Source organism: Blastopirellula marina (assembly GCF_002967715.1).
GTDB lineage: Bacteria > Planctomycetota > Planctomycetia > Pirellulales > Pirellulaceae > Bremerella > Bremerella marina_B.
The window spans coordinates 40,362-61,876 of record NZ_PUIA01000026.1 but is presented as its reverse complement, the minus strand read 5'-3'; the positions used below and the strand labels follow the sequence as shown (position 1 = coordinate 61,876).

The window sequence follows — 21,515 nt, the reverse complement described above, 5'->3', positions numbered from 1 at the left end:
CCGGAGTAACCAGCCGAGATGATCGAAAGTATTGTCACAGGGAATCGCATCGCCAAGTTTCTGGACGCAGCGCTGAGAACTTGAAGCGAATTCGCTGCCTGCCATCACATCTCAATCTCATCCTCACAAGAACTTAATCTCTATCGGAGCACTCTCTCATGAGTACGCATCCTAACGCGTCCCCGAAACTTCATAACGCCATGTGGCCTGGTTTGGTTGGTAAGGAAGAAGGGACCGATCATCCGCCGATCAGCCTGGAACGCATGCTCGAGCTAACCGCCGCGGCGGAAGTGGATGGCATCAAGTTCGACGGGATCGATTACTTCCTGTTCCACCCTCACACCGATCCAGACGCCTCGGATGACGAGTTGAAGCGAATTGCCGACCTGGTTGCTTCGCACAACCTGACGATCGGCTCGTTGGTGGCTCCGATCTGGCCCGGCACGGTCGGTGGACCGGCTATGGGTACCGCTGAGGAACGCTCGAACTTTGTCCTCGCCGTGCAGAAGGCCTGCCGTATCGCGAAGATCTTCAACGAGCATGGCGTTCGGCAGTACGGATGCATTCGTATCGACTCAGCCAGTGGCGTCGAAGCCTGGTCCGCCAGTCCCGAAGCCAACACCAAGCTGATTGCCGAAACCTTCAAAGAAGCAGGCAAGGTCGCTGCCGACAATGGCGAACGATTGGCCGCCGAAGGGGAAATCTGCTGGGGTGGCATGCACTCGTGGAAAGACATGCTGAACCTGCTGGAAGCCGTCGGCATGCCGGAAACCGTGGGCTTCCAGGCCGACCTGGCGCACACTTATCTCTACCTGTTGGGCTACAACGCACCAGAACACGCCTTGCTGAAGGAAGGCTACACCGAAGAAGAGTTCTGGTCTGCCTACACCGAGATGACCAACGCTCTGCGAAAGTGGACGATCGACTTCCACGTCGCTCAGAACGACGGTAGCGTGCACGGAACCGGCTCGCACGACAAGACCGGTCGCCACTGCCCTGCCGACGATCCCAACGGCAAGCTCGATATCGTCAAGTGCAGCCAGTACTGGCTCGAAGATGCCCAGGCCCGCGGTATCAAGCATATCTGCTGGGATGGCTGCATGTTCCCCAACGAAATGCTCGAGAAGCAAGAAACCTGGAACACGATCCTGGATGTCATGATCAAGGTTCGCGACCAGTGTGGTTGGAACTAGGTCGGCATGTCCGCGTCAATCGACGAGTTCGTTGAAACGGTAAGCCAGTATTGTCATCTGGTTGAAAGCCATGAAAACGAACCGCTTGGTCGATTCACACGAAAGCTACAGCAGCTTCTTCCGCTTTTGTACTACCAGGCGGTGAAGCTGCCAGACGCTGAATCTCGAATAGATTACAGCTACGAGCGTGAGATCACGCACGATCAATGGCAGAGTTTGTTCGGGCGGCTCGTTCAGTATTTAGGAAAGCACGATCCGTATTGGTTCGTGCATGACATCGACTTGATCGCGGACGAAGTTCCAGAAGCCGTCTTAAGCAGTCTTTCGGACGACTTGGCGGATATCTGGCGAGATTTGAAGAACAGTCTCCTCCATTGGGAGGTGGCTGACGAACCGCTTCGGCGGGAATTGATTTGGCAATGGCGGTTTCATTTTGATAGCCATTGGTCGGATCATGTGATAGACGCCATGCGTGCCATTAATCGCATGTGTCAGGATATTGAAAACAACGAAGATTAGAGACCATAAACCTCACCTGCTTCGCATATCGCGAGCCCCATTTGGGAGAATAACAACATGGCAAAGAAACCCCTCCGTATTGGTCTGGTCGGTTACGGCTTCATGGGCCGTACCCACTCCAACGGTTACAAGCGGGTACCTGACTTCTTCCCGGAACTCGAATACCAACCGGTCCTGAAGGCCGTTTGCGGTCGTAGCGAAGACAAAACCAAAGCCTTCGCCGAGCAGTGGGGCTACGAGTCGTACGAGACTGATTGGAACAAGCTGATCGCTCGCGACGATATCGACGCCATCGACATCTGCACGCCGAACGACACGCACGGTCCGATTTCGATCGCCGCTGCCAAGGCCGGCAAGATGGTACTGTGCGAAAAGCCAATCGGCATGAGCACCGCCGAGGGGGAAGAAATGGTCAAAGCGGTCGAAGACGCCGGTGTGGCCAACACCATCTTCTACAACTACCGCCGCATTCCCGCTGTGACGCTGGCCAAGAAGATTATCGACAGTGGCAAGCTGGGACGTATCTTCCATTACCGTGCCAACTTCCTGCAGGACTGGACCATCAACGCCGACGTGCCACAAGGTGGTGCCGGTCTGTGGCGCCTGGATGCCGCCTCGGCTGGTTCCGGCGTGACGGGCGATCTTTTGGCTCACTGCATTGATACGGCCATCTGGCTCAACGGCAGCATTAAAGACGTCAACGCCGTGACCGAAACGTTCGTGAAAGAACGCCTGCACAGCGGCACCGGCAAGAAAGAGCCCGTGAAGATCGACGATGCCTGCTCGTTCTTCTGTCACTTTGAAAACGGTTCGCTCGGCTTGTTCGAGTCGACCCGCTACGCTCGCGGTCACAAGGCGCTGTACACCTTCGAGATCAACGGCGAACACGCCTCGATCCGCTGGGACCTGCACGATCTGCATCGCATGGAATACTTCGATCATGCCGACGAAGGGGAAGTCCGCGGCTGGCGTTCGATCCATGTCACCGATGGCGAGCACCCCTACATGGATCACTGGTGGGTCCCCGGCCTGAACATCGGTTACGAGCACAGTTTCGTGCATCACGTGGCCGACTTCCTGAAGAGCATCGAAGACGGCACGCCATGCGAGCCTACCTTCCGCAGTGCTCTGGAAACCCAAAAGGTCTGCGATGCGGTCCTATCCAGTGCCGCCGAAAAGGTCTGGAAGGACGTTTAGTCCATCGTGCTTGACGATCGAAAACCGGGGAAAGGGCAAGTGTGTGCCCTTTCCCTTTTTCGTTTCGGGGCAAAGATAACCACATGAATTACCTCGCCCATGGCCGACAGTTTCTCGATCAGCCGTACGTCCTTGCCGGGACGGCGGTGCCTGATTGGTTGAACGTGGTCGATCGCAAGTGCCGCGCACGCTCGAAGAAGGCCTTGCCCCTGTGCGATTCCAGTAATCCGATCGAAGCGCAGATAGCCACCGGCGTGGTTCAGCATCATGCCGATGACGATTGGTTTCATCGAACCGAAGAATTTAACCGGCTGCAGTGGGATTTCACGAAGCGAATCCGTGATTTCCTGGGCAAAGACAGCGGCCTACGGCCGAGCTTTCTCGGTCATATTCTCGTCGAGTTGCTGTTGGATTCGGTCTTGATTGAAGACGACCCCGAAGAGCTAAATGCTTACTATGCCGCACTCAACGAGGTCGATGGAGCCCTCGTGCAGCGGACGGTTGAGCGGATTGCCGAGCGGCCGGCGGATCGTCTGGATTGGTTCATCGGACGATTTGTCGAAGTTCGTTTTCTTGAAGATTACCCCGACGACGAAAAACTGCTTTACCGGTTGAATCAGGTGATGCAGCGCGTCAAACTACCAGCTTTGCCTGATGCGTTCGGCAGGCTCTTGCCCGAGCTTCGCCAAGACGTGCGGGCCTCGTCCGCGGCACTACTGACCGCCCATTCCACTTGACTGCCCCTCAAGAGTTTTCATAAATACCAGGAGACCCCGTCGATGAAGTTTGGCATGAATTTGTTGCTTTGGTCCGGCGATCCCGATGACAGCTTGCTGCCGGTGATCGAAGAGTTGAAGGCCATGGGATATGACGGGGTGGAGATCCCACTGTTCAATCTCGACGTCGACAAGTGGACGAAGTACGGCGAAAAGATCAAAGCCATGGATCTGAAGTGCACCGCCGTGACCGTCCGTAACGAAGACGACAACCCGATCAGCCCCGATGCGGCAGTGCGTGCCAAGGGTGTCGAACTGAACAAGAAGACGCTCGACTGTTGTGCAGCCCTGGGTGCCGAAACGCTGGTCGGTCCGTATCACTCGGCAATCGGTATCTTTAGCGGTGCCGGCCCAACCGAAGACGAATGGAAGTGGGGCGTCGATTCGATGCGTCAGGTTGCCGAGTATGCCGGCGATGTAAACGTGATGCTGGGTGTCGAAGCGCTTAATCGCTTTGAAACCTACCTGTTGAACATTCACCGCGACTCGGCGCGTTTCGTGCGTGAAGTCGATCATCCCAACTGCAAGATGATGTACGACACGTTCCACGCGAACATCGAAGAATCGGATATCGCCCAGGCCATTCGCGATTGCTCGGACGTGCTGCAGCACGTTCACATCTCGGAAAACAACCGTGCCACGCCAGGCAGCGGGCATATCGATTTCGACGTGAACTTCAACACGCTGAAGGAAGTCGGCTACGACGGCTGGATGGTTGTCGAAGCTTTTGGCTTGGCCCTGCCGGAAATCGCCGCCGCCACGAAGATCTGGCGAAAAATGTTCGATACCGAACTGCAACTCGCCAAAGACAGCCTGGCCTTCATGAAGCAGGAAGTCGCCAAACGCTGGTAGACTGCCGGTTAAATCGATTGGAGTCAGAAGGCCACGTTCGCGTGGCCTTCTCTTTTTCGAAGAGACATTGCCACAGAGGTCACAGAGAGAACCGAAGAAAGAGGGCGAAAGGCAGGACTAGTTGGCAACGGCATCCTGTTATTGCCCCTCACATCCGGGGGGCATTCTTCTTTCTCCCTCTCTGCGACCTCTGTGGCTAATACTCTTCCCGCTTTCATCTTGGTTAAAGCGAAATCGATCGATATAGTTCGGTTATGACCGACGACGAGGAACAGTTCGATCTCTCTGCGATGTTCGCCGACGATGCCGACGACGGTGGGCTTTCGTTGGATCGTTTGTCCGAGACGTATGCCGAGGCCCTCGGCAGCCGCCCTGCCCCGTTTCAGGAGGAGAAGCCGGCCGAAGACGAAGAATCCGCCGAGGACCAGTCGACGGCCGAAGCGATTTCCAGGCTGGCGGACGAGGCCGAAGCGGACGATCCGTGCGAACTTTCCCCCACGACCATTCTCGAAGCGATCTTGTTCGTTGGGCACGCGTCGAATGACAAGCTGACCGCGGAAAAGGCCGCATCGGTTATGCGGGGCGTTCAAGCCGACGAAATCGATGATCTGGTAACCCAACTCAATCGTAAATACGAAGCCGAAGGGTGTCCTTACGAAATCACCGCAGTCGGCGGCACCTATCGGATGGCGCTCCGAGACGACTTTCGCACGCTGCGCGAGAAGTTCTACGGCAAGGTCCGCGAGGCCAAGCTCTCTCAGCCGGCGATCGATGTTCTCTCGCTGGTGGCCTATAACCAGGGCGCGACGCGGGAAGAAGTGGACGACATGCGGAAAAAACCGAGCGGGCCCATTCTCACGCAATTGGTGCGTCGTCGGCTATTGCGCGTGCAACCGGATCCCGAAGACAAACGGCTGAAACGCTACACTACGACCGAACGATTTCTGCAACTATTTGGGCTGACTGCGCTCGATGATCTGCCGCAACCACAGTCGTTGGACGATTGATGCCTCGAACTGTGGGCAGCGCCTCACGGAATGAAATTCGCAAAGATTGCACGTTTCGGGAAGGTGTCTAATGAAAATCATGTATTTGTAAGTTCTTTTGCAGAAGCAGCTTATGGCGATGCTTGCATTTGACCGCTGACGAGCCGACATTCGCTTGGTACAATGCGACCCATCGATTTTGAGGGGCGCAAGTTGCCCCTAAACTCGCTTCCGCGATACTTAGTGAGTATCGTCAGGTGAAGGCCCTCGTGGTTTCCCTCGGAAGTGATTCATCCCCCCGACGCAAGGTTTGGCATGTCCCGTCGTTCGCATCTCGCGCGACTCCGCCAACAGTCTCCGCTCATTCTGCCATCGGTGCTATCGTGTGACTTTAGCGATATGCGCGGTGAGGTAGAGCGACTGGAAGCTGCTGGCGTGCAAGCACTTCATTTGGACGTGATGGACGGAAATTTCGTCCCCAACATAACTTACGGAATGCCCATTGTCGCTGCGTTTCGTAAGTTGACGCAACTTCCGCTCGACGTCCATTTGATGATCGAGAATCCGGAGCGTTATATCCGACAGTTCTATGAGGCGGGCGCGGATATCATTACCGTTCACGAGGAAGCAACGGGAATCGACACGGCCAATGTTCTGCAAGAGATCAAGGACATGGGCTGCGGGGCAGGGGTGACTATCAATCCAGACATCCCAGTCGAGCGTGTTCTCCCTTTCGTGGATACGGCCGACTTGATATTAATCATGAGTGTAAATGCAGGGTTTGGCGGTCAAACGTTTAACCCTGTGGCGTTGGAGAAGCTCGAAGCTTTGCGAAAAGTCGGTCCTCCAGAGCTACTTCTGGAAGTCGACGGTGGCGTGAACCTGGAAACGGTTCAGGCTTGTACCGAAGCAGGGGCTGACCTCCTGGTAATAGGATCAGCGATTTTCAATCAATCGGATTACGGCGCAGCGATTGATCAGCTCTATCGATCTGCCCAAGTTTCGACCTAGTTGAGAACAGCTTTGCCATGTTGCGAATAGTGCTCGTCCGACCTGGACAGACGGAATACGACTTTCAAGGTCGTATACGTAGTCGTCTTGCCGTTCCTTTGACTGAAGAAGGAACACGCCAGGCGTCGGAAATGGTTCAACAACTTCAGGCCCTGTCGGTTGAGGCCATCTACTGTGGCCCCTGTCAGGCATGCCTGCAAACCGCCGAAGCGTTTGCTCGAGCGCTCGGCAAACGATTCAAGCAAATGGACTGCCTGGCGAACTTGAACGCCGGACTTTGGCAAGGAAAGCTGATCACCGAGGTCAAGCAAAACCAGCCAACCGTCTACCGCTTATGGCAGGAAAACCCAGAGGCGGTCTGCCCCCCCCAAGGGGAGACCTTGGGCGAGGTGCGCTTGCGTGTGCAGAACGCCCTAGACAAGATATGGAAAAAGCATCAAAAAGGTGACGGCAATGTGATTGTAGTCGCCCCAGAACCTCTGGCATCCATCATTCGCAGCGAGATCCTGCAAACCGACTTCGGTGATTTGTGGCAGGCCGAACGTCGATGTGGATGGTGGGAATTGATCCAGTATGAAAAAAACTCAGTCGTCTCCAAAGTCTAAGCCTGGCAAGAAGCAAGTGGCTGAAACTGGCGAAACCACCTCTCCGACTACTCCCCTCGTCGAGGCATCCAACATGGCTTCCGTTTCCTCGGAACTCGTTTCCCAAACTGAAGAATCCGGTAAACCTAAGAAGCGTGGCGTACCGGAAGGCCTGTGGCAACGATGTCCCGGCTGTCAGGCAGTCATCTTCCGCAAGCAAGCCGAGCAGCAGTTGGGGGTTTGCCCCGAGTGTGATTATCACTGGACCATTACCGCTCAGCAGCGTATCGAACAGGTGCTTGATACCGGCACTTTCGAGGAATGGGACACGAATCTTCATTCGCTCGATCCACTCGAATTCAAGGACAAAAAGTCGTACGCCGAACGCCTGGTGGCCGAGCAAAAGCGAACCGGCCTGCGTGAAGCCGCTTTGACAGGTTGCGGGATGATTCGTGCCCGACGCGTCGCGATCGGCGTGACCGATAGCGCGTTCATTATGGGTAGCATGGGAAGCGTTGTGGGTGAAAAGCTGACGCGACTTATCGAACGAGCGACTGCTCAAGATCTGCCACTGATTATCATTAGCGGCTCTGGTGGTGGTGCCCGTATGCACGAGGGGATTTTATCCCTGATGCAGATGGCCAAGACCACCGCAGCCCTGGCCAAGTTTCACGAGGCCGGCGGACTGTTCATTTCCGTTTTGACCAATCCGACCATGGGTGGCGTGGCGGCCAGCTTCGCATCCTTGGGGGACCTGATCTTCGCCGAACCGAAGGCCTTGGTAGGTTTCGCCGGCCCACGAACGATCAAGGCCACCATCCGCATCGATCTTCCGGAAGGTTTTCAGACCAGCGAATTCCTTCTCGAGCATGGCTTTGTTGACCGGATTGTTCCACGAAACAAGCTGAAGCTCGAAATTGCTCGGGCGATCGACTACTGCGGCAAATAAACCTGCCAGCGTCTTTGACCCTCCAGCGGTACTCACACGGATGTTATCTCTTGTGCCGCTTTGCATGCCAGCTTAAAGTGGGGGGGTAGAGGCACCGGAACAGACAGGCTAATCCCATCCCAGAGACGTCAATTTTGGCGATTGATGCGCCAATTTTGCCGGGCAAAATCCGTTCAGGGGCCTAAATTTGAAGTGTCGTTTCAAGTTTGCACCCTGATCGTGTGAGTCTCTTTCCCAGATGAGTCTGCTTAAGAAGTTTACGTCGCTCTTCGCTGGCCAGCCCAAGCTCGATATCGCCTCGCGATTCTCGATCTTGAAAGAAGCGGTCTCTGGGACGATGAGCGAATTCTACAAGGTCCGAGAGCACTCGACCGGCCGTACGCTTGGGCTCAAGATCCTCGACTTAGAAAAGCAGCAGTTCTTCGATTCTCGCTTCCAGGGGCTGACTCGCCCCAAGGAAGGTGAAATCGCCATGTCCCTGACCCACCCATGCATCGTGCGGACGCTCGAGCACGGCCTGGTGACGACGGGGCAGCAATACCTTCTGATGGAGTACTTGGAGGGCAAAGGGCTCAATTCGCTGATCGTCGACCGCGATCCGATGTTGGAAGGAAAGCAACTGGTCCTATTGCGTCAAATGTCGGATGCTCTGGCCTGCGTACACGAGGCCGGTTACATCCACCGCGACATCTGCCCGCGAAATTTCATTGCCGCCCCGGATTGCCGCTCGTGCAAACTCATCGACTTTGGGCTGACTTTGCCAGCCAAGCCTGAGTTCATGGCCCCAGGCAATCGCACCGGTACGCCCAATTACATGGCCCCGGAAATCGTTCGCAGACGTCCCACTGACCAACGCGTGGACATTTTCTCCCTGGGCGTAACCGGTTATCGCCTATTGGTTTATGAATTGCCATGGGCCAGCGTGGAAGGGACCGGGCGAGATGCGCTAAGCCACGATACGCTTCCGCCGGGCAACATCTTCGATCTCCGCCCAAAGCTCAATCGCGAGCTAGGAGAGCTGATCATGTCCTGCATTGATCGCGATCCCCGTAACCGCCCTGAGACCGCCCGAGACCTTGTCAACGCTTTGCAGCGGATCAAGCGAGTTGACGCGTAAAAGTGGCCCATTGGGTGGGGCTGTTACGCCTTGACGGTCGAGCGGGCTCTGGTATCATGATGCGTTTCCCCTCGATCCTAAATCGCCCTTTGGGCGGTAGATACCCGGCGGATTGCACGTAATCCGCCTGATAACGCATAAGTTCAGGAGAGTTACCGTGACCATCGATAAGAGCCTTAAAGTGAAGCGGGGTGGTATTTCCACCCGCAGTGTACTGAAGCGTACCGAACGCATTGCTCAGATGAAGCAGCGCGGCACCTTCGACGAAGAGAACATGTCCCCAATCGGCCTGCCCAAGACCAAGGTCGTGAAGATCTCGATGAAGAAGAAGAAGAAGGTCAAGGAAGAAGAAGGCAAGAAGTAGTCTTCTTTGACGATCCTACGATCCAAGCAAAAGCCCTGGCGAACCCGTCAGGGCTTTTTGCGTTGAGTAGTCGAGGTATCTACTCGGGCGCAAACTGCCACTCGATCCGGCACCAGTCGTTCATTTCCAGCAGCAGATCATCGGTATCGGTGTAGTCTCGATCTGGCACCAGGTAGCCCCCTGCCGCCACGTGGACGCGATCGACGGTCCAGGGCCAGGGGGTAGCGTGAAACAATCCATCGGCCACTGGGCGGATCGTTAGTGGTATGTCCCCTGGTGTCTGCTCGAACTGGTAAACCTCTGTCCGCGAGTCCAGGCACAGCCAGAGGCTGAACCAGTCAAAGAATCGCAGCTGAGCGAGGGCCAGCTTTTCTTCCGCGTCGGTGCACTGTGGGTGGCGTTGTTCCCAGTTATCTCGCCACGACTCGCTGAGTTCTTCGTATTTGTGAATGAAGGTTTGGCCTGCTTCGCTTTCGGCCGACTCACTGTGCTCGCGCAGTGACATGAAGTGTTCGGCAATCAGATACTGCGCAAACGGGCTGATTCGCGCGGCCCACTCAATCGACTTCGTCCAGATGGCATGCGAGGCAGGTGCCGGAGAGTCGAGAAACGAAACGGGGCGTTTCGTCTTAGGATCGATTGGTGGAGACTTGTCGACGGGAATCCAGCCATCGTCATGATGAAAGATCGCCGGCCAGACTACCTCAGGGTGAATCAGGGGGGAAAAGGGGCGGTTGCCCCAGTGCGAAGCAAGGTCGCCTGAGAGGGCGGCATGCACCGATTGTTGGATCAGGAACAACATCGGTTCGCCATCAGGCAGCTTGTAAGGGCGGACAATCACGGTGGGGCCTTTCAGCGGACGAGGGGGCCGATAGCGCTGTGCTCATGCGCAACACATGACAGTGCTCACTGTAATTGTACGCAGCGATCGGTCCGATTAGCGTTTTTGGACCGGTTCAGCTTTTGCAGAAATCAGAGCTGGCTCCTCGGATTCGTCTTCTTTAGGGCTTGTCGCCAGGGTCGGCTTGGCACCTTCGATCAGGTCGAAGCCGCTCATGAACGAGCGATCCGTTTGGCCGAACTTCTCAGCCAGGCTCGTCTCGAACGTGAAGACGGTCGAGTAACGACGGCCGTTGTCGTCCGAGATCAGGTAATAGATCCAGGTAATCGGCATCTTGTTGGCCGTACCGACGGCGGTGACACGAAGTTCACGCAGCCCTTGCGAGTTGATGCCTTCTGCGGCGTCGACAATTTGTCCTAAGCGTTCCTTCAGGGCTTTCTTGACTTCCGCTTCGAAGCCTTCAAGCGTCATCTGCTCGCCGGCTTTCAGGTTCGTTAGACGATTCACGTTGGCCTGGGCGACCAGTTCACCGTCGGACACCATGCGGAAGACGGTTTGCTTCGCGGTTTCTGCCATGGCATGCCAGCGACGATCGTGCATCAAACGGAATCCCCCCTCTTTCCCCTCGAATGCCAGCATTTCGCTGCCGTCGTTGGCCTGGAGGTTCAACTTGGCGAGATTGGCGTCGCTAAGTTCCTCGGTCGGCTCCGCTGCTTCCAACTGTGTGCGGACGATGGCGGTCACGTTAAAGCCTGGCAGGGCGTGGCCGATCGTGCGATCTTCTTTGATTGAAGCGGCAAACCAAGTGATGGCCTGATTTCTCGTGTCCAGGTTCAGACGCCCCTTCAGTTCGATTTCGGTGGCGACCCCTTGGATGGCTCCGGAAACCTTACCTTCGAGCGACACTTTCGCGATGCCAGATTTGTCGACTTCAGTTAGGGTCGCAACGACCTCGTGGTTGTTGATTGCATCGATGCCCAGGACTTGAGCAAGTGCCTGGTCGTCAGGCGACCAGGTTTGCTTGATGGCAACCGGTTGAGCTGGCAGCAGCTTCGATAAAACGACTGGATTTCCAGGAACGCTGATCAGTTCCAGTTCTTCGCGCGTTAAGGTGTACTGAGGGCTGAACAGAATGGGGCGATCTCCGCTTGTATCGAGCGAAATCAGACGTTTGACGGTTGGAAGTTTGTCGTCGAGCGGCTTTTCGTTCGCGGTCGAGTGGGTCTCGGCCGTTTCATAGTAGCGTACCGCCGAAGTCGGGCCGAGAACGCGTTCGATGGCGACGTACTTGCCGTCGAGGCTCATGGGATAGTGGCGAACCTTCTTGCCGTCAGGGTTCACACGCATCGTTCCCTGGACTTTAAGCTCGGTATTAACGCGACGCGTCTTCCCTTCGAGATTTTCGGTCAGCTTCCAAGTGTTTTCTGCCAAAACTGGTGAAGTGGCCCACAGTACGAGGATTGAACCAGCCAGCAGGAGGTGTTTATAGCTACTCGGGTTTCCGCAATTGCGTGTAACGAATATTGCCCGGCAAGCATCGAAATACATGTGTTCGGCCTGGAATTTGAGGTCTCTCGGGAGAAAGCAAAATCGCTCTATACGGGAGAATCGTCAAATTCGGCGGAACAGGTTGAAAGAAAGTTGCCGCTGCGGTGTCTATCTGGCAGAGAGACCATCGTTTTTCCGCTTCCTGAAAGTGGACAAGACGTCAGGATTTGACATTTGCCGCGTGTATGCCTACGAGCGTGAGTTCTCTTGCAAGGTTTGGCATGGCATTCGCAACAGGTTTTCATGCTTTGACTTACGGCAAATGGCAGAAGCCATTCATGGCCCCTGAAACGGGGGTTTTTGAGAAAAGCATGAACAAATGAGCAACCAAATGAGTCATTTCCTCGTATAAGGTCATAGAGAAGGTTGGTTCGCAAGCTAATAGTTGATCGTTCATCCGTTTACTTTGCGTTCCACGAGACTTTTCAAGCATCTGACAGAAAGAGGCGCTCATCGACCGATGGGTAGCTGTCCCGTTGCTTGAGTGAAAGTTCCCCGGGAAGGGGGGCTCTCTCCAAGTTAGACATCGTCTGGGCGATCGGAACTCGCAGGGAAAACCAGACAGGTGTTGTTAATCACTGAGTGAGGGACAACATGAACAAGGGATATAAGAATGTCGCGCTTCGACAGCTGCGCGATCAGCAAATCAAATATGCTCCCCGAGATCGGAAGCTAGATCAGGCTAACCGCGCTGAGAAGCTCATTTCCGAGATCGATCCTAATAAACAATACCCGGTCGACTACATCTACTACCGTTTGACCGACTTTCGTCCGGAACAACCCAGCGTTGGTTCGTTGCTTCCAGGAAAGTCCGCCGCCGAAGACTTGCGTCTGATGGTTGAGGACCTCTCGGATGCTGCCGACGTCTCGGTCGATACGGTCCCGGAAGAAGTGTTGACTGTTGAACAGTTGAGCGACCGCTTCAACGTGTCGACCAAGACAATCTCGCGTTGGCGAAAGCAAGGGCTTGTGAGCCGTAAGTTCCTGTTTGAGGGACGCAAGCGAGTCGGCTTCCTGCGTAGCAGCGTCGAACGCTTCGTGAAAGAAAACCCCGATCGTATTGAGCGGGGGCGCCATTTCAGCCAGTTGACCGACGCTGAAAAGCTGGAAATCATCGACCGGGCTCGTCGCTTGGCCAACGCTGGTGGCACGCCTTCGGAGGTTGCTAAACGCGTTGCTGCGAAGATGGGACGCAGTGTGGAAACGATTCGTTACACGCTCAAGCATCACGACGACGAACAGCCTAAAGAGGCCGTTTTTCCGCGGGGAACTGGCCCTTTGACCGAGTCGGCCAAGCAGATCATCTACGGCGAGTATCGTCATGGTGTGTCCGTTGATCGACTTGCAGAGAAGCACGGTCGAACCCGGGCATCGATCTATCGTGTGATCAACGAGATTCGTTTCCGTCACATCATGGAATTGCCGCTGGATTGCATCTACAACGACGACTTTGATAAGCCGGAATTGGAAGAAGATATCCTCGGCGAAATGCCACCGCACGAGAAGCCGACTCGCAAGGTTCGTATTCCGTCGGGTCTGCCTACCTACCTTGCTTCGCTGTACGAAATGCCGTTGCTGACTCGCGAGCAGGAGTATCACCTGTTCAGGAAGTTCAACTTCCTGAAGCACAAGGCCCTGAAGATTCGTGAAACGTTGGATGAACAGCGTCCGAAGTCGAGTGACATGGACGCCATCGAACAGCTTTACGATCAGGCCAGCGACGTGAAGAACTTGATCGTTCAGTCGAACCTGCGGCTGGTGGTTTCGATCGCCAAGCGGCATGTCGGGGCGACCGAAGATTTCTTCGAGCTGGTTTCAGACGGCAATATGTCGCTGATTCGTGCCGCCGAGAAGTTCGACTACTCGCGTGGTAACAAGTTCAGTACCTATTGCAGTTGGGCGATCATGAAGAACTTTGCCCGCACTATTCCGGTCGAGTTCCGCCATCGCGATCGTTACCGCACGAGCCTGGACGAATACTTCACCACGCGGGTCGACGAGCGTAGCGATCAGTATGAGCAGGAAGTGGCTCAGCAGACTCGTGAAAAGCAGATCGATAAGATCTTGCATCGCTTGGACGAGCGTGAACAGAAGATTATCATCCGCCGATTCGGCCTGGATCATAGCCGCGAACCACAGACCTTGAAGGAGGTTGGTGAAGAGTTGGGCGTGACCAAGGAGCGAATTCGCCAGATCGAAGCACGAGCCCTGAACAAGCTGAAAACGGCTGCTCGGGATTACAATTTCGATCTGCCGGAAACCAACTAACCCCCAGGGTTCTTGGAGCCCTGCCCATCATGCAAAAAGCCAGAGGCCTCGGTCTCTGGCTTTTTTTGTTTCTTTCTGGTCGGATATACAGATTGTGAGCAGACTTAGGGCAGCGGTTGTTTGCCCTGGAACATGATTTAGGATCAAGATGGCGTGGCTGTTTGGATGGTTGGTTCCGCGCATTCGGATCGAGCAAGTGCCGATCATGATCTGCCTGACGGTTGCCGGAGCAGTTCTTGCAGGCATGTATGGAGTCCTGCATGATTTGGTGACGTTCTCAATCTCGCCGGAGTACTTCACGAAGCTGAAGTTCGATCAATTTCGATATGCGGACTTCGGTTTCGGTGATCAGGTGTTTGCCGGCACGATCGGCTTTCTCGCCTCGTGGTGGGTGGGGGGATTGGCCGCCTGGTTCTTGGCGCGACGACTTGTGCCGCAGCAGCCTGCGGGACGTGCAGTGCGTCAGGTTTTGCAGGGCTTTCTTTGTGTTTTTGTGCTGACGTTATTGTGCGGCGGGATCGCGTATTTCGCGGGGATAGCACGTGGACCGAACGCCGACTATTCCAACTGGGCTCACATGATTCAGGTCCTCGATATTCAGGACGAGTGGTCGTTTATTCGAGTCGCCTACATTCACAGCGGAAGTTACATGGGTGGGCTACTGGGATTACTGAGTGCCCTAATCATCATTCGCCCTGAAAGTACTTCCGTAGCTCGATCTGAGAAATCAACCAAAGTAGTGCAGGAATAGCTGCTTCTTGCTACGCTTTGGAGGTGGGCCTGCTTTCCATCGAGTGCGTTTCTTTCGCGCTCGAACCTGTCATTCTCGATCTTGTCTTATCTGAGAAGTAAGGAGAGCAACGATGAGTGCATCGATTTTAAAGCGTGAGCCGTTTGCTTGTGATGCGGTCGCTAAGGATCAGACTGAGCTGCTTGCCGGCGATCTGGCCGACGAGGCATATCTGGTGTTTGGCTATGCCACGACCCAAGCAAAAGCCCGGCGGCAACAGGCATTGCAGAAAACCTTGGCTGATCTCGACGTGCGGCCTTTCACGGCCGAGAGCGTGGAAAAGTACAAGAGGTCGTGCGAGGTGCCCCCAAGCCTCCTGGCGATGACGCTGGTGAACTACGCGGCAGGAATAGGCCTTGTGGCGGCCATTGTGTGTCTGCCGATCCTGGTGGTCTCAGCGGTGACGCTGAACTCTTCGTTGTCGTTCTATCTGGCTTTGGCGATCCTTGTTGGGGGGGGCTTTTTGGTTGTCAGCGCCGCGATCGGGGATCGCTACGTGATTGATCGCACGTGGATGATGTACGACCTGGCCCACTACACCGAGCCGGTCCCGGAATTCGCACTGCAGACCGCGCTCGATATCAAGAAGCGACACCCAGAAGTGAGTTTTTATATTTGCTCTCTCGAAGAAAATCGGATGGTGCTCGATCCGTTTCTGGTGATGCGCGTTCCTGACGGTGGTTGGCATCGAGATTACTATCTGGAGGTCTGGAACGAACCGAAGTTCGCCGGCACACGAGAAGCTTAATTGGGGCGATTTACATCCTGTTTTAAGGCCTTTTATCATTCGGCACACCTGCTCTGCGAGTGGGTGTGCCGTCTCTATTGAGAGGCTCGATTTCTCTTGGCGGAACGCCTAAAACTGCCTTGCAAGTTAGGCAAGATGGGGCACGCGATAATGGGGGGGGAAGTGCGCGATAATGGCTATGCGAACTCCTCCTGGAAAGCGGTGTCTGTAAAGCGGCACGGATTTTGGACGAAATTTGCCCTTCACGTGCTCATCCTGGCTTGCGAGGAAATCCGGACTCGTTATAGTTATTGGTTTTCCATAAAGCCCAGGTAGTGGGCTAGCGTAGCTCAATTGGCAGAGCAGCTGATTTGTAATCAGCAGGTTGTGGGTTCAATTCCCTCCGCTAGCTTGTAGAGCCTACTTTTGTGGCTAATTTTGGACGGATCATTGCCGTTTTCGACGGGTTCCCGAACACACCAGTATCGGACGCCCGGGAAAGCGGATATGTTGGGGGGTTTCCCGAGCGGTCAAAGGGGACAGACTGTAAATCTGTTGGCATTGCCTTCACAGGTTCGAATCCTGTACCCCCCACTGAAAAGTTCCTGGGCTTTATTGGAAGAAAAGACATCAAGGCCTGGGTAGGTTGCGGGTGTAGCTCAATGGTAGAGCAACAGCCTTCCAAGCTGAAGACGAGGGTTCGATTCCCTTCACCCGCTTCGCGGCACGCCTCTTTACCGGGCATGTTGCGAGCTTGCCGATTCGGCCGGGCAGGTCGATAAGGCTCCTGTTATCGAAAATCGGGTTGTCCGTTTGGGCGGCTCGGAAGCGAGTAGCCGGGTAAAGGTGGCGGAAGCAAAGCCCCAAACAAGCTTCCCATTTTTCGGCTGCTGTAGCTCAGTGGTAGAGCACTTCCTTGGTAAGGAAGAGGTCAAGGGTTCAAGTCCCTTCAGCAGCTCTTCACGGCACCTTGATTTTCGTATTTAGACAAATCCCAAATTTCACGGTTTAGCTGGGGTAAGAAAGACAAAGAAAATGGCCAAGGACGTATTTGAACGATCTAAACCTCACGTCAATGTTGGCACCATCGGTCACATCGACCACGGTAAAACGACCACAACCGGCGCTATCCTGGCAGTTCAGGCTGCTAAGGGTTTGGCCAAGATGAAGGCCTACTCGGAAATCGCCAAGGGTGGTACCGTTCGTGACGAAACGAAGACGGTTACCATCGCTGTGGCTCACGTCGAGTACGAATCGCCGATTCGTCACTATGCCCACATTGACTGCCCCGGCCACGCCGACTTTGTGAAGAACATGATCACCGGTGCCGCCCAGATGGACGGTGCGATTCTGGTGGTTTCGGCAGCTGACGGTCCTATGCCGCAGACCAAGGAACACGTTCTGCTCGCTCGTCAGGTGGGTGTGCCTTGCATCGTGGTTTACTTGAACAAGTGTGACCTGGTCGACGACGAAGAGTTGTTGGACCTGGTTGAACTGGAAGTTCGTGAACTGCTGAACAAGAATGACTTCCCTGGCGACGATTGCCCGGTTGTCCGCGGTAACTCGCTGGCTGCTTACAACAACCCAGCCGATCCAGAAGCTTCCAAGTGCATCACCGAACTGGTTGAAGCTCTGGATAGCTACATCCCAGAGCCAGAACGCGAAACCGACAAGCCGTTCCTGATGGCTATCGAAGACGTGTTCTCGATCGAAGGTCGTGGTACGGTTGCTACCGGTCGTATCGAACGCGGTGTTGTTAAGGTTGGTGAAGAAGTCGAAATTCTCGGTCTGACCGAAAAGCCGACCAAGACCACCGTCACCGGCGTCGAAATGTTCAACAAGATCCTGCAGGAAGGTCACGCTGGCGACAACGTCGGTTGCCTTCTCCGCGGTGTCAAGCGTGAAGACATCTCGCGTGGCCAGGTTCTGGCTAAGCCAGGTTCGGTTAACCCGCACACCAAGTTCGAGGCAGAAATCTACTGCTTGAGCAAGGAAGAAGGTGGTCGTCACACGCCATTCTTCAGCGGTTACCGTCCGCAGTTCTACTTCCGAACCACCGACGTCACCGGCACCGCCAACCTGGAAGGCGCTGAAATGTGCATGCCAGGCGACAACGTGAAGATTGCGGTCGAGCTGCACAAGCCAATCGCTATGTTTGAAGGTGTTCGCTTCGCTATCCGCGAAGGTGGTAAGACCGTCGGTTCCGGCGTTGTTACCAAGATCACCTCGTAAGAAGTTGAATGATCACGTCGCCGAACCAAATTTGACTTGGTTCGGCGATGTTACAGGGGCGTAGCACAATTGGCAGTGCGCTGGTCTCCAAAACCAGAGGTTGTGAGTTCGATTCCCACCGCCCCTGCTTTATCGTTGGTGTTACCGAAATTGATGAGCGCGTCGCACCGGTAGAGACATCCTGGAATTACCCAGCGTCGTCGCCGCGGCAGGAACGCCAAAGACTGAGAGTGACCATGGCCAAGGAGAAGACCGTCGGTTCCCCTTCCCTTCTCAACGAGATGGTTCAGGCGAATCGATACAAGCGGACGCAGGGCAAGATTGCTCGGCAGGCAACGCTGATTTCGATTTGGGTATTGATTTCGATCGCTGCTTACCAGCTTTATCAGCAATTGGAAGCATATGCATCGATGGCCCAATATCGGCTGCACTTGCTGCTTCCGATCGCTTTGGTAGTCGTTGGTTTTTGGGTCGCTTATCGACTGATTAATTGGCCTACGTTCGCGGACTTTTTGATCGCGGTCGAGGCAGAGATGAACAAAGTGACTTGGCCCTCCAAGGCTGAGTTGTGGCGAAGTGTCATCGTGGTGATCGCGTTGATCTTCATCCTGGCCTTGTTGTTGTTTGCGTTTGACTTGTTGTGGATCACCTTGTTCAAGACGATTGGACTGATCCCGCCTGATACGCAGACTCCTGCCACTTAGTAGGCGGCGGCAAGCGTCCTCGGATTCCGGAATACACTTCGCTTTGATGGCCCGGTTGCAATGGCCGGTTAAGGTTATTTTCGTGGCAAGTTCTCCTGACAATTCGTTCGATCCTCAGAAAGATCCCGAAACGGGTATTCCTGCGGATGCAGAGACTCCAACAGAAGAAGCGGCATCCTCGGATGCTACTTCGGAAGAGTCGTCGTCGAGCGATGAGGTGAGCGTGCCAGCGGAATCCGAAACTGCAGCAGAAGACGCGGCTGAAGAAGTATCCGCGGAAGCTGAGGCTGAGCCGGCTCCTGTTCGGCCGAAAACCGGTAAGAACCGCGGGCCGATCGAAGAGATCATTGAAGATGAAGAAGAGGCTGCCACGGATGCAGCCAACAAGGAGTGGTACATCCTCAAGGTTCAGAGTAATCGCGAAAAGTCGATTTCCAGTAACCTGATTCGCCGGGTCAAAATGGCCGGTCTTGAGGATTACTTCGGCGAGATTCTTGTCCCCACCGAGGACCTGGTGGAATACAAGAACGGTAAGAAAAAAGTTACCAAGCAGAAGCTCTACCCAGGCTACATCGTCGTGCACATGGCAATCAACGACGAAACATGGTTCCTGGTTCGTGAGACCGGCGGTATTGGTGACTTTACGGGGGCGGCTGGCAAGCCGGTTCCCATGTTGCCGCACGAAGTGGATCGCATCGTCAAGAAGACGCGCAAGCCTGAAGAGGGTGAGCAAGAAGAAGTCAAGACGAACATTCGCTTCAAGATTGGCGACCATGTTCGAATCACCGAAGGTACCTTCGAGAATTTCGAGGGGGATGTTGAAGTGATCGACAATACCAATGGCCGCGTGACGGTCATGATCAATATTTTCGGCCGCACAACCCCGGTGGAGATGGAACACTGGCAGATGGAGCCAGTTTAATCCACTTCAGGCGTTGGACCGGTGGTCGATTCTTCTTATTCCCCCTTTGCCGGCGGACAGAGAGAACTTCCTTCGGGGCCTTAGTTTAATAAGCACTCGGTTTAAATAGCATACGGTTGCGGAAACCTGATCAAGGCGGACCGCGGCACGGGAAACAGCAAAATGGCACGGGAACAAGTAGGTCAAGCGAAGTTTCAGGTCCCTGGTGGTCAAGCCACGCCGGCTCCTCCGGTTGGTACCTCGTTGGGTCGTTACGGTGTGAACCTCGGCCAGTTCGTTCAACAGTTCAACGACAAAACCCGCGAATTCAATGGTATGCCAATTCCGGTTGTCGTCACGGTTTACAACGACCGTACTTTTGAATTCATCTGCAAGAGCCCACCAGCGGCTGCTTTGCTGAAGAAGGCTGCTGGCCTGGCCAAGGGTAGCGGTACTCCGAACACCAAGAAGGTCGGTAAGGTCAGCAAGGACCAGATCGACGACATTTGCAATCAAAAGATGGCGGACCTCAATGCCCGCGACCTGGACCATGCTCGCCGAATGATCGAAGGAACGGCTCGGAGTATGGGCCTGGAAGTCACGGAATAGTCCTGCCCCCTAACGCGAACATTATCTCACTACATACTGGCGATTGACGATGGCTAAACAATCCAAACGATATCGAGCCCTGGTAGAAAAGGTGCCAGCGGAGCCGCTGAACCTGAAAGATGCGATCGTTCTGCTGAAGTCGTTCGATACGACGAAGTTCGATCAAACCGTTGAAATTGCGATGCGATTGGGTATCGATCCAAAGCAAGCCGACCAATTGGTCCGTGGTGCTTTGGTTCTGCCACACGGTATCGGTAAGGTTCAACGCGTCGTTGTGTTCGCCAAGGGGGACAATGCGACAACAGCTACGGAAGCCGGTGCCGACGAAGTTGGTGCGGAAGACCTGGCAAAGAAGATCAAAGACGGCTGGCTGGACTTCGATGTCTGTATCGCCACCCCAGACATGATGGGCCTGGTTGGTCCATTAGGTCGTGTCCTCGGTCCGCGTGGTTTGATGCCTTCGCCTCGTGCTGGCACGGTTACCCCGGATGTCGCCAAGGTGGTTAAGGAATACAAGGCCGGTAAGGTCGAATTCCGCAATGACCCTACCGGTATTGTTCATGCAGTCGTTGGTCGGCTTGGTTTCGAGGCCGGCAAACTGCAAGACAACATCCAGGCGTTCGTCGATCATATCAATGGCCTCAAGCCGCAAGCGGCGAAGGGCACTTATGTTCGTAGCGTCAATTTGAGTGCAACGATGAGCCCTGGTGTTCCGGTTGCCCTCTAAATTGTTCCTAACAAGTTCAAGCGTTACGCAATAACTCATACGTACAAAGCCCTGAGCCATGAGTAAGTATCTAAAGAAACTGGTGATCACCGACCTGTCCAAGCGATTGGAAGGGGTGAACGACCTTCTGGTGGTCGACGTTGTGGGGATGAATGCGGAAAAGACGTATCTCGTCCGCAAGCAACTCCGTGAAAAGGGCCTGAGCCTGTTGGTTGTCCGCCGCACGCTGGCAGCCAAGGCATGCGAAGGCACTTCGCTCGCACCTGCTTTCGATAGCATGGAAGGCAGCACTGCCCTGGTTTGGGGCGGCGAAGATTTCGTCGACTTGGCCAAGGAAGTTGTCAAGCTGAACGATGACGACAAGCTTCCGGGATTCACCGCCAAAGGCGGTGTCATGGATGGCGAATCCCTGAACCCTGAATCGGTCAAGGCAATCAGTAAATGGCCCAACCGAGCTGAACAGCTCTCGCTTCTGGTGGGTCAGATCCTGGGGCCTGGTCGTACCCTGGCAGCCCAAATCAAGGGGCCAGGTGCCAAGTTGGCCTCGCAGGTCAAGCAAGTTGGCGAAAACCAAGAAGGCTAATTGCCTTATCTCGGCAAACGTCCTGGCGGCATTTGCC

General features: G+C 54.9%; 22 protein-coding genes and 5 tRNA genes. 25 read left to right on the top strand and 2 right to left on the bottom strand.

The genetic code is table 11. From position 1 onward, the window contains the following. The first annotated feature begins 158 nt into the window (after positions 1-158). From C5Y96_RS08480 to C5Y96_RS08430, 11 genes are all read left to right on the top strand, one after another. Entirely contained in the window at positions 159-1,193 is a 1,035-nt protein-coding gene (locus C5Y96_RS08480) for a sugar phosphate isomerase/epimerase family protein (protein WP_199188658.1), read from the top strand. 6 nt (positions 1,194-1,199) lie between these two features. Beyond that, a complete protein-coding gene (locus C5Y96_RS08475) occupies positions 1,200-1,712 on the top strand; it encodes a DUF5063 domain-containing protein (RefSeq protein ID WP_105352002.1) in 513 nt (170 codons plus the stop codon). Positions 1,713-1,769: 57 nt separating this feature from the next. Then, positions 1,770-2,909 carry a Gfo/Idh/MocA family protein gene (locus tag C5Y96_RS08470; RefSeq protein ID WP_105352000.1) on the top strand — a complete coding sequence of 380 codons (1,140 nt, stop codon included), beginning with the start codon at positions 1,770-1,772 and terminating at the stop codon, positions 2,907-2,909. An 83-nt stretch (positions 2,910-2,992) separates the two neighbouring features. Then, positions 2,993-3,646, top strand: a complete 654-nt coding sequence (locus tag C5Y96_RS08465) for a hypothetical protein (protein ID WP_105351997.1) — start codon at positions 2,993-2,995, stop codon at positions 3,644-3,646. Between the two features lie 42 nt (positions 3,647-3,688). After that, positions 3,689-4,537 carry a sugar phosphate isomerase/epimerase family protein gene (locus tag C5Y96_RS08460; protein WP_105351995.1) on the top strand — a complete coding sequence of 283 codons (849 nt, stop codon included), beginning with the start codon at positions 3,689-3,691 and terminating at the stop codon, positions 4,535-4,537. A gap of 254 nt (positions 4,538-4,791) precedes the next feature. Continuing rightward, on the top strand, positions 4,792-5,544 hold the full coding sequence (locus C5Y96_RS08455; protein ID WP_105351992.1) for an SMC-Scp complex subunit ScpB: 753 nt from the start codon (positions 4,792-4,794) through the stop codon (positions 5,542-5,544). Between the two features lie 294 nt (positions 5,545-5,838). Further along, positions 5,839-6,534 carry a ribulose-phosphate 3-epimerase gene (rpe, locus tag C5Y96_RS08450; protein WP_105351990.1) on the top strand — a complete coding sequence of 232 codons (696 nt, stop codon included), beginning with the start codon at positions 5,839-5,841 and terminating at the stop codon, positions 6,532-6,534. A 17-nt stretch (positions 6,535-6,551) separates the two neighbouring features. Beyond that, entirely contained in the window at positions 6,552-7,139 is a 588-nt protein-coding gene (locus tag C5Y96_RS08445) for a histidine phosphatase family protein (RefSeq protein WP_105351988.1), read from the top strand. A 73-nt stretch (positions 7,140-7,212) separates the two neighbouring features. After that, positions 7,213-8,067, top strand: coding sequence for an acetyl-CoA carboxylase, carboxyltransferase subunit beta (gene accD, locus C5Y96_RS08440; protein WP_105352368.1), 855 nt, complete (start codon positions 7,213-7,215; stop codon positions 8,065-8,067). A gap of 238 nt (positions 8,068-8,305) precedes the next feature. Continuing rightward, positions 8,306-9,184 carry a serine/threonine-protein kinase gene (locus C5Y96_RS08435; protein ID WP_105351986.1) on the top strand — a complete coding sequence of 293 codons (879 nt, stop codon included), beginning with the start codon at positions 8,306-8,308 and terminating at the stop codon, positions 9,182-9,184. Positions 9,185-9,341: 157 nt separating this feature from the next. Next, positions 9,342-9,548 (top strand): small basic protein, encoded by a 207-nt coding sequence (locus C5Y96_RS08430; protein WP_105351983.1) that lies wholly within the window; start codon positions 9,342-9,344, stop codon positions 9,546-9,548. 79 nt (positions 9,549-9,627) lie between these two features. On the opposite strand, the gene C5Y96_RS08425 is transcribed toward C5Y96_RS08430, so the two are convergent. Beyond that, positions 9,628-10,389: a DUF3891 family protein gene (locus C5Y96_RS08425; RefSeq protein WP_105351981.1), complete on the bottom strand. Its 762-nt coding sequence runs from the start codon at positions 10,387-10,389 to the stop codon at positions 9,628-9,630. A gap of 96 nt (positions 10,390-10,485) precedes the next feature. Continuing rightward, positions 10,486-11,820, bottom strand: a complete 1,335-nt coding sequence (locus tag C5Y96_RS08420) for a hypothetical protein (RefSeq protein WP_146115570.1) — start codon at positions 11,818-11,820, stop codon at positions 10,486-10,488. A gap of 711 nt (positions 11,821-12,531) precedes the next feature. On the opposite strand from C5Y96_RS08420, the gene C5Y96_RS08415 reads away from it, so the two are divergent. The 14 genes from C5Y96_RS08415 (at position 12,532) to rplJ (ending at position 21,478) form a co-directional block, all read left to right on the top strand. After that, entirely contained in the window at positions 12,532-14,205 is a 1,674-nt protein-coding gene (locus C5Y96_RS08415) for a sigma-70 family RNA polymerase sigma factor (RefSeq protein ID WP_105351977.1), read from the top strand. A gap of 148 nt (positions 14,206-14,353) precedes the next feature. Beyond that, complete coding sequence (locus C5Y96_RS08410; RefSeq protein WP_105351975.1) at positions 14,354-14,956, top strand: hypothetical protein; 603 nt, start codon at positions 14,354-14,356, stop codon at positions 14,954-14,956. Between the two features lie 112 nt (positions 14,957-15,068). Next, on the top strand, positions 15,069-15,743 hold the full coding sequence (locus tag C5Y96_RS08405; protein ID WP_105351973.1) for a hypothetical protein: 675 nt from the start codon (positions 15,069-15,071) through the stop codon (positions 15,741-15,743). 318 nt (positions 15,744-16,061) lie between these two features. Beyond that, positions 16,062-16,134 (top strand) — tRNA-Thr (locus tag C5Y96_RS08400). A gap of 100 nt (positions 16,135-16,234) precedes the next feature. Continuing rightward, positions 16,235-16,316 (top strand) — tRNA-Tyr (locus C5Y96_RS08395). A gap of 54 nt (positions 16,317-16,370) precedes the next feature. After that, positions 16,371-16,441: transfer RNA gene (locus C5Y96_RS08390), tRNA-Gly, on the top strand. Positions 16,442-16,608: 167 nt separating this feature from the next. Continuing rightward, positions 16,609-16,680 (top strand) — tRNA-Thr (locus C5Y96_RS08385). Positions 16,681-16,757: 77 nt separating this feature from the next. Beyond that, positions 16,758-17,954 (top strand): elongation factor Tu, encoded by a 1,197-nt coding sequence (tuf, locus tag C5Y96_RS08380; RefSeq protein WP_105351971.1) that lies wholly within the window; start codon positions 16,758-16,760, stop codon positions 17,952-17,954. A 54-nt stretch (positions 17,955-18,008) separates the two neighbouring features. Further along, positions 18,009-18,081: transfer RNA gene (locus C5Y96_RS08375), tRNA-Trp, on the top strand. 109 nt (positions 18,082-18,190) lie between these two features. Continuing rightward, positions 18,191-18,658 (top strand): preprotein translocase subunit SecE, encoded by a 468-nt coding sequence (gene secE, locus C5Y96_RS08370; RefSeq protein ID WP_105351968.1) that lies wholly within the window; start codon positions 18,191-18,193, stop codon positions 18,656-18,658. An 82-nt stretch (positions 18,659-18,740) separates the two neighbouring features. Next, the gene (gene nusG / locus C5Y96_RS08365; RefSeq protein ID WP_233198882.1) at positions 18,741-19,580 is read left to right on the top strand and encodes a transcription termination/antitermination protein NusG; all 840 of its coding nucleotides are present in this window, start codon (positions 18,741-18,743) and stop codon (positions 19,578-19,580) included. A gap of 162 nt (positions 19,581-19,742) precedes the next feature. Then, positions 19,743-20,168: a 50S ribosomal protein L11 gene (gene rplK, locus C5Y96_RS08360; protein WP_105351963.1), complete on the top strand. Its 426-nt coding sequence runs from the start codon at positions 19,743-19,745 to the stop codon at positions 20,166-20,168. Between the two features lie 49 nt (positions 20,169-20,217). Then, positions 20,218-20,895 (top strand): 50S ribosomal protein L1, encoded by a 678-nt coding sequence (rplA, locus tag C5Y96_RS08355; RefSeq protein WP_105351960.1) that lies wholly within the window; start codon positions 20,218-20,220, stop codon positions 20,893-20,895. Between the two features lie 58 nt (positions 20,896-20,953). Further along, positions 20,954-21,478: a 50S ribosomal protein L10 gene (gene rplJ, locus C5Y96_RS08350; RefSeq protein WP_105351958.1), complete on the top strand. Its 525-nt coding sequence runs from the start codon at positions 20,954-20,956 to the stop codon at positions 21,476-21,478. Positions 21,479-21,515: the final 37 nt, after the last annotated feature.